This is a genomic window from Hornefia butyriciproducens (assembly GCF_009695915.1).
GTDB classification, from domain to species: Bacteria; Bacillota; Clostridia; order Peptostreptococcales; family Anaerovoracaceae; genus Aminicella; species Aminicella butyriciproducens.
This window is the reverse complement of the sequence record NZ_VUMZ01000004.1, coordinates 136778-150021: the sequence shown is the minus strand read 5'-3', so window position 1 is coordinate 150021 and position 13244 is coordinate 136778. Positions and strand designations below refer to the sequence as shown.

10 protein-coding genes are annotated in these 13244 nt (G+C 54.3%); 9 read left to right on the top strand and 1 reads right to left on the bottom strand.

The genetic code is table 11. The features are described from left to right. Positions 1 to 12: 12 nt before the first annotated feature. Positions 13 to 1995, top strand: coding sequence for a transglutaminase TgpA family protein (locus FYJ64_RS05695; RefSeq protein WP_154574238.1), 1983 nt, complete (start codon positions 13 to 15; stop codon positions 1993 to 1995). An 87-nt stretch (positions 1996 to 2082) separates the two neighbouring features. Here the strand turns inward: FYJ64_RS05695 and rpsT are convergent, their stop codons facing one another. After that, on the bottom strand, positions 2083 to 2355 hold the full coding sequence (gene rpsT / locus FYJ64_RS05690; protein ID WP_154574237.1) for a 30S ribosomal protein S20: 273 nt from the start codon (positions 2353 to 2355) through the stop codon (positions 2083 to 2085). Between the two features lie 275 nt (positions 2356 to 2630). Here rpsT and FYJ64_RS05685 point away from each other — a divergent pair, with 275 nt between their 5' ends. From FYJ64_RS05685 to dnaJ, 8 genes are all read left to right on the top strand, one after another. Next, positions 2631 to 3245, top strand: coding sequence for a hypothetical protein (locus FYJ64_RS05685; RefSeq protein WP_154574236.1), 615 nt, complete (start codon positions 2631 to 2633; stop codon positions 3243 to 3245). A 99-nt stretch (positions 3246 to 3344) separates the two neighbouring features. After that, on the top strand, positions 3345 to 5153 hold the full coding sequence (lepA, locus tag FYJ64_RS05680; protein ID WP_154574235.1) for a translation elongation factor 4: 1809 nt from the start codon (positions 3345 to 3347) through the stop codon (positions 5151 to 5153). Next, on the top strand, positions 5140 to 6285 hold the full coding sequence (gene hemW, locus FYJ64_RS05675) for a radical SAM family heme chaperone HemW (RefSeq protein WP_154574234.1): 1146 nt from the start codon (positions 5140 to 5142) through the stop codon (positions 6283 to 6285). Before lepA ends, hemW begins: the two co-directional genes overlap by 14 nt. Positions 6286 to 6299: 14 nt before the next feature. Further along, entirely contained in the window at positions 6300 to 7802 is a 1503-nt protein-coding gene (glpK, locus tag FYJ64_RS05670) for a glycerol kinase GlpK (RefSeq protein ID WP_154574233.1), read from the top strand. 169 nt (positions 7803 to 7971) lie between these two features. Continuing rightward, positions 7972 to 9024: a heat-inducible transcriptional repressor HrcA gene (gene hrcA, locus FYJ64_RS05665; protein ID WP_075712502.1), complete on the top strand. Its 1053-nt coding sequence runs from the start codon at positions 7972 to 7974 to the stop codon at positions 9022 to 9024. Continuing rightward, complete coding sequence (grpE, locus tag FYJ64_RS05660) at positions 9014 to 9610, top strand: nucleotide exchange factor GrpE (RefSeq protein WP_154574232.1); 597 nt, start codon at positions 9014 to 9016, stop codon at positions 9608 to 9610. Before hrcA ends, grpE begins: the two co-directional genes overlap by 11 nt. Before the next feature lie 11 nt (positions 9611 to 9621). Next, positions 9622 to 11514: a molecular chaperone DnaK gene (dnaK, locus tag FYJ64_RS05655; protein ID WP_154574231.1), complete on the top strand. Its 1893-nt coding sequence runs from the start codon at positions 9622 to 9624 to the stop codon at positions 11512 to 11514. A 438-nt stretch (positions 11515 to 11952) separates the two neighbouring features. After that, positions 11953 to 13116: a molecular chaperone DnaJ gene (gene dnaJ / locus FYJ64_RS05650; protein ID WP_154574230.1), complete on the top strand. Its 1164-nt coding sequence runs from the start codon at positions 11953 to 11955 to the stop codon at positions 13114 to 13116. Positions 13117 to 13244 lie beyond the last annotated feature (128 nt).

Genomic DNA, 13244 nt, shown 5'->3' with positions numbered 1-13244 from the left:
AGAAAACTGAATATGATCCAGGAATGCCTGGTCGGGATTCTACTGGCGGCGGCGTTTATGGCGGCGCTGTGTTCGGCGCTGGGAATCAGCCTGTCGCCGGCGGATCTGCCGGCAGGTAATCCGGCGGACGGATTCATCAGCCTGTGGAACACGGCGGCGGACCGGTTCGGGGAGAATAACTTTCTGATCCTGCCGAAATACGCAGCGGAGCACGTCGGTACGGGACCGGCCGTCGCGCTGATCGGCGTCATGTTGATTCTGTTCAGCATATGTGTGGTGCGCAGCCATCTTCGTCCGCTGCTGCTGCTCTATCTGGTTCCGTTCGCATTTATGCTCGCTCTGGGTCTGGATATGCGGCCGTGGACAGGGATTATGTTCGCGGCGGCGGTTCTGCTCTCTTTTACTGTAATGGGGAGCTGTTCCGGAACCGGACTGCCGATTCTTCGGGAGGCGGCTGTTACGGTGCTGATTCTGGCGGCGGTCATGACAGTGTGGATTCATGCTGCGGGAATCACGGAACCTCAGCTGCTGACGGACGCGGGAGCCGGAATTGTGTCGCGGCTGGAGGATGTCCGTTACGGAAGCGGGATTCTGAAAAACGGCGAGCTGAACGGTCTGGACAACAGAAGAGCGGGAGACCGGACGGCGCTGAAAATCACAATGGAGAAGCCGCAGTCGATGTACCTGCGCGGCTATGTCGGAGAAATATACACAGGAAGCCGCTGGAACCGACTGAGCAATCAGACTGCGTATTCCTTTCGGGACACCGGGTACGGTCTGCAGAAGCGGGGGTTCAGCGCGCTGACACAGGCAGCGTGCGTCCAGAAACTGATCGGGCAGAAACAGGGCGGGAACAGGATCCGGATCCGGACGGAGTCCGCAGACCGCAGAAACAGTTATCTGCCGTATGAGCTTATGGACGGAAATATCGACGGAATGGTGAATTTCGCGGATGCGGCGGAGAAGCCGACGGGCTTCAGAGGAGCCTCGGACTACAGCGTGAAAATCACAGACAATCAGACCGGCGTTTGGACAGATCAGGTGGGGCGGCTGTTTTCCGGCGTCTGGAACGACGCGAGGGCGCGGTATTTTGTCAGCGAAAGTCATTACAATGCGTTCGTATATGAGAACGATACGACGGTGAGTACAGAACTCAGGGCGCTTTTGAAAAAAAGGACCGGTATCGGCGCCGAGGGCGCGAAGCATATGGAGTACCGGGAGGCAATCGAAGCTGTCCGGAAATACCTCAGCGGAAACTTTGTCTACACAGAGAAGATCCGACCGGTTTCCGGCGGCAGCGACTTTCTGGAGAACTTTCTCAGCACGCGCAGAGGGTGCGATGTGCATTATGCGACACTTGCGGCCATGATGTTCCGCTGCTGCGGGATCCCGTCCCGCTATGTGGAGGGATATCTTGTGACTGTCGGGGATGAAGCGGAGATGACAGCGGGGAAGGACTGGCTGCTCCCGGAAAATCGCGCTCACGCATGGACGGAGATTTATGTGGACGGTTACGGATGGGTTCCGGTCGAGACGGTTCCGAAATACATGAAACTGATGAAACAGGCGGATCTGAGCATCGGACTGAGCGGTACGGATGCGAGAGAGCAGGCGCAGAGTCCGCAGAGCAGCACCGGGCGCGACACTGAGGAGCCAACAAAGAACAGGGCGCGTGAGCGGCGCGTGCTGTGGATCTTCGGGCTTGCGGCACTGTGCGTGCTGTCGGCGCTGCTTCTGATCTGGCTGGCTGCCCGGTTCGGCAGGCGTCTGATGCGGGAAATCCGTTATCGAAAGGCGTTCCTGCACAGGGATCCGGGCAGGGCGGTGCGTTCCCTGTATGATTATATGAAGGAGAAGGGCTTCCCGCTGTCCGAGAAGGCGGAGGCGTTGGGCTGCTTCGCCGCGTTCAGCAACGGTCTGATTCAGGAGCGTGATCGCCGCGATATGCTGGAGGAAATGAAGAGAGGAAAGCGTGAGAAAAAGCAGAGGTCATGAATGAAATAAAAAAACCAAGGGAGACACTTCCTTGGTTTTGCTCATTCATGTGTATTTAGCTTATACACTGGTGGGGACGGGTGAGACTTATTCTGCAGCCTTCGCTGCGTTCAGTTTCCGGGTTATCTGGGAGACCTTTCTGTTAGCGGCCTGCTTGGAAATGGTATGCCTGGAAGCGGCCTTTTTCAGAGCCTTTTCTGCAAGCGTCCTTTTCTCTGCTGCTGCCTCTAAGTCGCCTGAAGCCAGCGTCTGGTTGTAATCCTTGAGAATTTTCTTCAGGTTCTCTTTGATTCGTCTGTTCTGAGCTGTCTTCTTGTCAATAACCTTGATTCTTTTTTTTGCGGATTTGATATTTGCCATAATTTTCACCCCACTATCTAATTCAGCAATTGTTTACGTAAATTCGCAACAACTAGTATACATTAGCAGTGAACACATTTCAAGGCTTTTTTGCAATTTATACATGATTTCGCGGAACATTTTGCAGCGCCCTTTGCGCAGGCTGAAACGTCGCTTCCGCGCCGGCTTCGCGGTCGATTTTACATAATTTTGTGCGCACGTGTGTCTTTCGGTGAACTGTTCTTTGTGATATAATCTAACGTATTGCAGAAAACAGAAATGAATGGAGAAAATGAATGAAAAAGAATGGCATCCGAAAACGTGCCGTTATTATAGCGCTTCTGAGCCTGGCGCTTTTCGCGGGTCTGCTTGGTCTGCGGTCTCATCTCGATCATCGGCGGTCCTCCGGAGAGATGGCCTCGTTTAAGGCGGCGTCGGTGGCGGAGCTGCGGGAGGGAACAAATGCCGCAGTAGGGTTTACGGGCGCCGGTGCTTCTGTGAATCTGAGGATAGGCGGTGATGTGTACCGGACCAGAGCTGATGAAGAAGGGCGGTTCCGTATTTCGGAAATCCAAAAGGTCTCCGCGGGGACAAAGTACATCGTGCAGTTCCGGTCCGGCATCCTGAGTTTTGAGCAGCCGGGCAAGGTGCTCCCGAAAACCTGGATACGTTCGGATAAATATGAGGCGGGAAGCAGCCGGATTGTGGTCAGAGTGCATAATATCCGCAGGGGCGACAGGGTCGCTGTCATGGTTGACCGCAGAAAATACCGGCAGACCGCGAAGAAAAATGAACCGGAAAGCATTTTCGTGTTTGACATTGGGGAATTAAAGAAAAACGATATGCTGAACCTTGTGGTGTTTGGTCAGTACCAGCAGGAGGTTGCACAGAAGGCGTACCTTATTAAATAGTGTCCGCCCCCGGGTGCGGTGACAATCGCGGACAGAATAAAGACATAAAAGGAATACGGAACAAATATATAGGAACGTAAAACGTAAAAGGAACAGAGTATGGATTATCAGAAATATATCAGGAATTTCAGCATTATTGCTCATATCGATCACGGCAAATCCACGCTGGCGGACCGGATTATCGAAAACACGGGACTGGTCGCGCATCGTGATATGAAGGAGCAGTTTCTCGACAACATGGATCTGGAACGGGAGCGGGGAATCACCATCAAGCTTCAGACCACACGACTCGTATATAAGGCGAAGGACGGTAACGAGTATGTGTTCAATCTGATCGATACACCGGGGCACGTGGACTTTACGTATGAGGTGTCCAGGAGTCTTGCAGCCTGCGAGGGCGCGGTGCTTGTGGTGGATGCGACTCAGGGCGTGGAGGCGCAGACCATGGGGAATGTCTACCTTGCACTGGATGAGGATCTGGAGATTCTGCCCTGTCTGAACAAAATCGATCTGGCCTCTGCCCGGCCGGAGGAGGCGAAGAAGGAGATTGAGGACATGATCGGCATCGACGCAGAGGATGCGCCGCTGGTGTCGGCGAAGGAGGGTATCGGCATCGACAATCTTCTGGAGCAGATCGTGCAAAAGATCCCCGCTCCGTCGGGTGACGAAAACGGAAAGCTGAAGGCTCTGATCTTTGATTCGGTTTACGACAACTACAAAGGCGTTGTGATTTTCGTGAGGATCTTCGACGGAGTCGTTCGGGTCGGCGATATGATCCGCCTGATGAGCACGAATAAGAAATACGAGGTGACAGAGGTGGGCGTCATGGCCCCCGGACATGTTCCCGCCAAATGGCTTCGGGCCGGAGACGTCGGATACATCTGCGCCAGCATCAAACAGGTGAAGGACGCCCGTGTGGGAGATACCGTTACGCTGGACGATGACCCGACAGAAGAGGCACTCCCGGGGTACAAGCAGATTCAGTCCATGGTATACTGCGGTATCTATCCGGCGGAGGGCGAAAAATACGAACCGGTCAAGGATGCGCTGGAAAAACTGCAGGTGAACGATGCGGCATTTCTGTTCGAGCCGGAAACCTCAACGGCGCTGGGCTTCGGATTCAGGTGCGGCTTTCTGGGACTTCTTCATATGGAGATCATCGTGGAGCGGCTGGAGCGGGAATTCAACCTTTCCGTCGTGACGACGTCGCCGAGTGTCGTGTACAAGGTCGTGATGACTGACGGTTCCGTGCGGATGATCCAGAACCCCACCAACCTGCCGGATCCTTCTGAAATCGATCATATAGAAGAGCCTATCGTCAAGGCGGACATCATGATCCCGAAAGAATATGTGGGGGCTATCATGGAACTGTGCCAGCAGCGCAGAGGAAAGATGCTGGGGATGGACTATATCACGACAGAGAGGGTAGACATCCACTACGAGCTGCCCCTGAACGAGGTAATCTATGATTTTTTCGACGCGCTGAAGTCGAAGACCCGCGGCTACGGCTCGCTGGATTATGAATTTATCCGCTACGAGCGGTCGCAGCTGGTGAAGCTTGACGTGCTCCTGAACAAAGAACTGGTGGACGCGTTTTCCATGATTGTGCATGAATCGGAGGCCTATCAGAGAGGTCGTTTCGTCTGTGAGAAACTGAAGGAGATCATCCCGATGCATCAGTTCGAGGTGCCTATCCAGGCGGCGGTCGGACAGAAGGTCATCGCCCGGGAAACGGTCAAGGCCTATCGCAAGGATGTAATCGCCAAGTGCTATGGCGGAGACATTTCCAGAAAGAAGAAACTTCTGGAGAAACAGAAAGAAGGAAAGAAGAGGATGCGCCAGTTCGGAAAGGTGGAGGTGCCGCAGGAGGCGTTCACGGCGGTTCTGAAATACGATGACAACAAATAACGAAACAGATAACGGAAAAAAAGCTCTTGGAATCTATATTCATATCCCCTTCTGCCGGAGCAGGTGCCGCTACTGCGGATTTTATTCCAGGGCGGCAGAGAACTCCCCGGATTCCGGGAAGGCGATGGAACAGTATATATGGAAATTAATCGGAGAAATCGCGGAGAGGGGCGCGATGTACCGCAGGCAGTATGTGGCGGACAGTGTATTCATCGGCGGCGGAACTCCGAGCATGATGCCCGCCGCCGGTGTTGAGGCGGTACTGGGGGCTGTGCGTGAGCACTTTGTTTTGTCCTCGGACGCGGAGGTGACACTGGAGGCGAATCCGGATACTGTGGATCTCCGAAACCTGAGGCGCTGGCGTGCGGCCGGAGTGAACCGGCTGTCGATGGGAGTTCAGTCTTTGGATGACGGAATCCTGCATACGCTGGGACGGATTCACAGTGCCGGTGATGCGGTGGAGGCATACCGGCTGGCGCGGAAGGCGGGTTTTCGGAACATCAATCTGGATCTTATGTTCGCTGTTCCCGGGCAGAGCATGGAGCAGTGGATGAATACGGTGAACCGGGTCATCGGGCTGGATCCGGAGCACATTTCCTTTTACAGCCTGCAGATTGAAGAGGACACTCCGTTTTACGAGGCGTATATGACCGGTGAACTTGATTTTGTGCCCGAGGAAACAGACCGCGCCATGTATCACGCCGCGATCGCGGCAATGCGCCGGTCCGGTTACGAACATTATGAGATTTCCAATATGGCGAAGCCGGGAATGCGCTGCCGTCACAATCTGAAGTACTGGTCATTCGGAGAATACCTGGGAATCGGGGACAGTGCATCTTCCTTTATGAATGGGGTGCGGTGGACGGAAAAACCCCGGGAGGAGTATCACGAAAACGATTTCGCGGACAACACGGGTGAATACGTGTTCACGGGCCTGAGAAAAACAGAAGGGATCCGCAAGTCGGATTTCGCCCGGCGGTTCGGCCGGGAGTTCTGGGAGGTATACGGCAGCCGGCGCGGATATCTGAAAGAATATTTTGAAGAAGGTCTGCTGCTGGAGGAGGGAGATGTGATCCGGCTCTCGGAGCGCGGAATTGATATTTCCAACAGCATCATGGCGATTTTTGTGTAACGGAGGAGCATACGATGAAGAAATACATTCTGGCGCTGGATCAGGGAACCACGAGTTCCCGCAGCATTATTTATGACCGGAAGGGCAATACTGTCAGCGTGGCGCAGATGGAATTCAGACAGTATTATCCTCATGAAGGCTGGGTGGAACATGATCCCAATGAAATCTGGACGACGCAGATGACGGTGGCTCATGAGGCGCTGCTGAAGGCGGGACTGACCTGGGAGAATATCGAGGCTGTCGGGATCACCAATCAGCGGGAGACCGCGGTGGTGTGGGACAAAGTCTCGGGGGAGCCGGTCTGCCGGGCCATCGTGTGGCAGTGCCGGCGCACGGCGGGGTATTGTGACGAGCTTGCGGAGGACAAAGCACTGGTGGAGCGGATCAGGTCCAGGACAGGCCTCCTGCTGGACGCTTACTTCAGCGCAACCAAGCTGCGTTGGGTTCTGGAAAATGTGCCGGGGGCTCGTGGACGTGCTGAGGCGGGTGAACTTCTGTTCGGTACTGTCGAGACCTGGCTTATCTGGAAAATGACCGGCGGAAGGGTTCATGTGACGGATTATTCCAATGCGTCAAGAACGATGTTGTTTAATATTCACGATCTATGCTGGGATGAAGAGATCCTGAAAATCATGGATATCCCGAAATGCATGCTCCCGGAGCCCGTGCCTTCCAGCTGCGTTTACGGAGAGACGATGCCGGAACTGTTCGGCGGGCCTGTTCCCATCGCAGGCGCCGCGGGAGATCAGCAGGCGGCGCTGTTCGGTCAGACCTGCTTCAGTCCGGGAGAGGCGAAGAGTACCTACGGCACCGGAAATTTTCTGCTGATGAATACGGGGAAAACCCCTGTGAAATCAGGAAATGGGCTGCTGACAACCATTGCGTGGGGGCTGGACGCAGGCGGTCCGGTGGAGTATGCGCTGGAAGGATCGGTCTTTGTGTGCGGAGCGGCAATTCAGTGGCTTCGGGATGAACTGGATATTCTGGATGATGCGGCGGAGTCTGAGCGCATGGCCATGTCTGTGCCGGATTCGGCCGGAATTTACGTGGTACCTGCCTTTGTAGGCCTCGGAGCGCCATACTGGGATCCCTACGCCAGAGGATCGATTTTCGGAATTACCCGAGGAGCGGGCAAGAATCATCTGGTACGGGCGACACTGGAATCCATGGCGTTCCAATGTTATGATCTGCTGGGAGCGATGTCCCGTGATATGGGCGAAAAACTTCCGGCACTGAAGGTGGACGGAGGAGCCTGTGCGAACAATTATCTGATGCAGTTTCAGGCGGATATTCTGGGCTGTGAAGTGCTTCGCCCCGCATGCATTGAGACCACGTCGCTGGGAGCGGCTTATCTGGCGGGACTGGCGACAGGATACTGGCAGGACCAGAAGGATATCCGGAACAACTGGCAGGTCGACCGGGTCTTTGCGCCGCAGATGAGCGTGTCTGATCGGGAAGCAAAGCTGGCGGGCTGGCAGGAGGCGGTGAAACGCTCCCGGGGCTGGATACGTCCATAGCGGCAGTGTGCGGCGTGAGGAATCTGTGAACATCAGGTGAAACTCCCTTCCTGCTGTGATTTTACAAAAAATATTTGAGAAATATGGTTGACATCGACGTTTCGTGGTAGTACATTATATGTAGTGTTTAGCACTCGCACAAGTCGAGTGCTAACAAGGAGAGATGAATATGGAATTAACAGAAAGAAAACTTAAAATTTTGCAGGCCATCATCAATGACTACGTTCAGACGGCCGAGCCTGTTGGTTCGAGGACTCTTTCCAGGAAGTTAGACATGTCAGTGAGTCCGGCTACGATCCGCAACGAGATGAGCGATCTGGAGGAGATGGGATACCTGACGCATCCCCATACCTCTGCAGGGCGCGTTCCGTCGGACAAGGCCTATCGCCTGTATGTCAACAATATGATGGGAGATTTTCAGATTTCACCGCAGACGCGGCAGTTCATCAACGAGACGCTGAAGGCGGATATCGATGAGTTCGACAGAACCATTCAGCGAGCCGCGGAGCTTCTGTCAGAGATTACAAATCTCGCGTCCTTTGCGGTTTCACCGAAGAAGGACGAGGATAAGCTCAAGTTCGTCAATCTGCTTCCGGTGGATGAACGGACGGTGATCCTGATGATCGTGGCTGAGAGCGGGAAAATCTCCAATACCGCGCTGAAGCTCAGGGTTCCGTATACCAATGAAGCCCTGGACATTCTGGCGAGGAATATCACCTGCAACTATCGAGGCAGGACGATCACGGAGGTGCTGACCGGAAACATCATCGATGACTTTCGGACGGACATCGAGGCGCTGAGCCAGCTGGCGGGGAACATCATGCCGAACTTCATGCGCACGCTGTCGGATATGCTGAATGTCCGTCTGTATCTGGACGGGCTCTCCAATATCTTCGATATTCCGGAGTACAGCGATCTGACCAGAGCGAAGAACTTTGTCTCCCTGTTCGACAGGAAAGACGAATTCGCGAAGAAGCTTCTCGACCGGGACGATGGAATGATCGTGACCATCGGAACAGAAAACGGCGATGATGATCTGAACGACTGCTCGCTGATTACGGCAACCTATCATGTGAACGGTGAAATGGTCGGAAAGATCGGAGTGATCGGACCGACCCGGATGAAGTACGGAGAGGTCACTTCCATTGTGAAGTACCTGACAGAAAACCTGAACAATACATTTCGATTAGAAGGCGGTGAGGGAGAAGAAGATGGCGAATGAAGACAGAAAAAGTTACGAAGAAGAACTGAAGAAGGAGGAGCAGAAGGCGGCTGAACCGGAAAAGGAAGAAACGCCCGCAGAGGATTCCCGGAACGAGGATATTAATGCGGGAGCCGAACCGGAGCCGGAGGAGGAAACGGAAAAACAGCCGGAGAACAAATCGCAGCCGGAGGAGGACGAAGCGCTGAATGCGAGGTATATGCGTCTGATGGCGGATTTCCAGAACTACAAGAAGAGAACGGAAAAGGAAAAGAGCGATATCTACGCATATGCGAACGAAAAAATCGTCACCCAGCTTCTGGAGGTTCTGGACAACTTCGAGCGAGCGCTTTCCCACGAGTGTGCGGACGAAGGCTATGCGAAAGGGATGGAAATGATCTTCAGACAGTTGTCCGACGTGCTGGAAAAAGCCGGGTTGGAAGAGATCAAGGCGCTGGGAGAGGATTTCGATCCGAACTTCCACAACGCTGTCATGACCGAGGACAATGCGGACTATGAAAGCGGCAAGGTTACCGGAGTCATGCAGAAGGGATACAGACTGAACAGTAAAGTAATCAGGCCATCCATGGTGAAGGTCAATAATTAGGAGGTAATATTATGGCTAAAGTAATTGGTATAGATCTTGGAACTACAAACAGCTGCGTCGCAGTGCTGGAAGGCGGCGATCCGACTGTTATCACAAACGCAGAAGGAAACAGAACGACCCCGTCCGTAGTCGGCTTCGCCAAGAGCGGAGAACGGCTGATCGGTGAAACCGCCAAGAGACAGGCGGTTACCAATCCGGAGAGAACCATCACGTCGATCAAGCGGCATATGGGTGAGGATTACACCGTTGAAATTGACGGAAAGAAATACACACCGCAGGACATCTCCGCGATGATTCTGGGAAAACTGAAGGCGGATGCTGAGGCTTATCTGGGAGAGAAGGTCACAGAAGCTGTAATCACCGTACCTGCGTACTTCTCTGACGCGCAGAAGCAGGCGACCAAGGACGCCGGAAAGATCGCGGGACTTGACGTAAAGAGAATCATCAACGAGCCGACCGCTGCTTCTCTGGCATACGGTCTGGACAAAGAAGAAGGCTCCCACAAGATTCTGGTATATGACCTGGGCGGAGGAACATTCGATGTTTCCATCCTGGAGCTGGGCGACGGAGTGTTCGAGGTGCTGGCCACCAACGGTGATACTCACCTGGGCGGAGACGATTTCGACAATGCGGTTATGAACTACATGGCGGACACTTTCGCCAAGGAAAACGGTGTCGATCTGAGAGCGGACAAAATGGCGCTCCAGAGACTGAAGGAGGCGGCTGAAAAGGCGAAGAAGGAACTGTCCAGTGCGCAGACCACCAACATCAATCTGCCGTTCATCACCGTAACCGACGCAGGTCCGCTGCATCTGAACATGGATCTGACAAGAGCTAAGTTCGATCAGCTGACTGCCGATCTGGTCAATCGGACCATCGAGCCGATGAACAAAGCCATGGCCGATGCCGGAGTGTCCAACAGCGACATTTCCAAAGTAATTCTGGTCGGCGGTTCCACCAGAATCCCGGCAGTGCAGGCCGCAGTCAAGAAGGTAACCGGCAAAGAGCCGTTCAAGGGAATCAACCCGGATGAATGTGTCGCAGTCGGTGCGGCAATTCAGGCAGGCGTTCTGACCGGTGAAGTCAACGACGTACTGTTGCTGGATGTCACCCCGCTTTCCCTGTCCATCGAGACTCTGGGCGGAGTGGCGACTAAACTGATTGAAAGAAATACCACGATTCCGACGAAGAAGAGCCAGATCTTCTCCACCGCCGCAGATAATCAGACTGCAGTAGACATTCATGTCATGCAGGGTGAGCGTGAGATGGCAGCCGGAAACATCACGCTTGGACGCTTCCAGCTCACCGGAATCGCACCTGCGCCCCGTGGAATCCCGCAGATTGAGGTCACCTTCGATATCGACGCCAACGGCATCGTGAATGTCAGCGCCAAAGACCTCGGAACCGGTAAAGAGCAGGCGATCACCATCACCTCCTCCACCAACCTGTCCGAGGACGAGATCAATCAGAAGGTGAAAGAGGCCGAGCAGTACGCCGCCGAGGACGCCAAGAGAAAACAGGAGGTCGAAGACCGCAACAAGGCTGAAACCCTGGTATATGAGACCGAGAAATCCCTGAAGGAACTCGGTGACAAAGTCGATGCAAGCGAGAAGCAGGATGTTGAAGCCGCCAAGGAAGATCTGAAGAAGGCACTCGAGGCCAACAATCCTGACGACATTAAGGCGAAGACCGAAATCCTGACCGAGAAATTCCACTCCATCGCGGCCAAGCTGTATCAGCAGCAGGGCGCCCAGGGCGCCGGCCCCGACATGAGCGGAATGGGCGGAGCCGCCGGAGCCGGCCCCAACATGGGCGGCACAGGCAGCGCCGGTCCGGCCGGAAACGATGATAATGTGGTGGATGCGGATTATACTGTCGTGGATGACGAAAAACCGCAGAACTAGTCTTTTTTCCGCACCGCTGCGGATCCCGGCGGTGGTCGCTCGGTTACGTACGCCGAAGTACGCGCCCTCGCTTCCGCCTTGCGATCCTGTGCGGTGCGAAAAAAATCCGTCGTTCTGCGCGGAAAAAGCGAACAAAAGCGACGAAAAATCAAAATTTCCCCGCGCCGCTGCGGATCCCGGCGGCGGTCGCTCGGTTACGTACGCCGAAGTACGCGCCCTCGCTTCCGCCTTGCGATCCTGTGCGATGCGAAAAAAATCCGTCGTTCTGCGCGGAAAAAGTGAACAAAAGCGGCGGAATGGAATAGCTGAATTTTAGAATTTGCTTGCGGGCGGCGGGGAGACGCCCTGCCGCCGGAGCAAATTTTGGTGCGTATGGCGTCGGTTCGCGGCGTCGGTTCGTTATGGTTAACGGTATAGTATTATTAGATGGTGAGAGGTATGGCAGAGAAAAGAGATTATTATGAGGTCCTCGGCCTGAAGAAAGGTGCCAGTGAAGAGGAAATCAAAAAGGCCTTTCGCAAAATGGCTCTGAAATATCATCCGGATCGAAATCCGGGGGATAAGGAAGCCGAGGAAAAATTCAAAGAGGTAAATGAGGCGTACAGTATTCTGTCAGACCCTGACAAGAAGAACAAATACGACCGGTTCGGGTTTGCGGGAGTGGATCCGAATGCGGGCTTCGGCGGCGCAGGCGGAGGCTTTGGCGGCTTCGGCGGCGGCGCGGGAGGGTTTGAGGATATCTTCAGCGCTTTTGGCGATATGTTCGGCGGAGGCTTTGGCGGTGGTTTCGGAGAGGCAGCCGGCAGAACCGGCCCGCGGAAGGGCAGAGATCTGCAGAAGAATATTACGATCAGTTTTGAGGAGGCGGCGTTTGGAACAAAGAAAACGCTGCGCGTGACGAAGTTCGTCCGGTGTCCCAAGTGCAACGGCGAGGGAACGGCTCCGGGAACAGCGAAAAGGACCTGCCCCAAATGCGGCGGCAGCGGCCAGGTGCATACGGTGCAGAACACGCCCTTCGGCAGATTCCAGAGCAGCGGTCCCTGTCCGGACTGCGGAGGTACCGGTAAGATTATTGACAAGCCGTGTCCGGACTGTCATGGAAGCGGAAAAGTTAAGAAAACCATTGAAATCAAGGTCGATATTCCCGCGGGAGTCGATAATGACAGCGTGATTCCTATCCGCGGGCAGGGCGACCCCGGAGAAAACGGAGGTCCTAACGGTGACTTCTATGTCGTGATTTCTGTTCGGCCCCATGAACTGTTCCGCAGAGACCGGGATAATCTGTACATCGATATCCCCATCGGATTCAATCAGGCGGCACTGGGAGACGAGATCACAGTGCCCACCCTGGATGGAAAGGTCTCCTACAAGGTACCTGCGGGAACTCAGCCCGGGACGGTGTTCCGGCTGAAGGGCAAGGGCGTCAGAAATGTACGCACAGGCCGCATGGGAGACCTCTATGTGAAGGTTCTTCTGGAGGTTCCCACCAAGCTCAACGGAGCGCAGAAAAAAGCGATTCGTGAGATGGGAGAGAAAGTCGGGACAGACTGCTACAAAAAGAAGTCCGGCTTCGCTCAGAAGGTCAGAGAGCTGTTTTCATAAGAATTATGCGGGACTGTCGCAGTAAGAATTACACAGAACCGTCGTATTAAGAATTTTACAGGACTGCCGCATTAAAGATTACATGGAACTTCCGCATCAGAAATAATCCGGTGCATGCCCGGAAAAGG

What these genes read in the sequence shown, in the direction of transcription:
- glpK (WP_154574233.1), top strand. Translation starts at nt 6,300, where the DNA reads ATGAAGAAATACATTCTGGCGCTGGATCAGGGAACCACGAGTTCCCGC.
- hrcA (WP_075712502.1), top strand. Translation starts at nt 7,972, where the DNA reads ATGGAATTAACAGAAAGAAAACTTAAAATTTTGCAGGCCATCATCAAT.
- FYJ64_RS05695 (WP_154574238.1), top strand. Translation starts at nt 13, where the DNA reads ATGATCCAGGAATGCCTGGTCGGGATTCTACTGGCGGCGGCGTTTATG.
- rpsT (WP_154574237.1), bottom strand. Translation starts at nt 2,355, where the DNA reads ATGGCAAATATCAAATCCGCAAAAAAAAGAATCAAGGTTATTGACAAG.
- grpE (WP_154574232.1), top strand. Translation starts at nt 9,014, where the DNA reads ATGGCGAATGAAGACAGAAAAAGTTACGAAGAAGAACTGAAGAAGGAG.
- lepA (WP_154574235.1), top strand. Translation starts at nt 3,345, where the DNA reads ATGGATTATCAGAAATATATCAGGAATTTCAGCATTATTGCTCATATC.
- dnaK (WP_154574231.1), top strand. Translation starts at nt 9,622, where the DNA reads ATGGCTAAAGTAATTGGTATAGATCTTGGAACTACAAACAGCTGCGTC.
- FYJ64_RS05685 (WP_154574236.1), top strand. Translation starts at nt 2,631, where the DNA reads ATGAAAAAGAATGGCATCCGAAAACGTGCCGTTATTATAGCGCTTCTG.
- dnaJ (WP_154574230.1), top strand. Translation starts at nt 11,953, where the DNA reads ATGGCAGAGAAAAGAGATTATTATGAGGTCCTCGGCCTGAAGAAAGGT.
- hemW (WP_154574234.1), top strand. Translation starts at nt 5,140, where the DNA reads ATGACAACAAATAACGAAACAGATAACGGAAAAAAAGCTCTTGGAATC.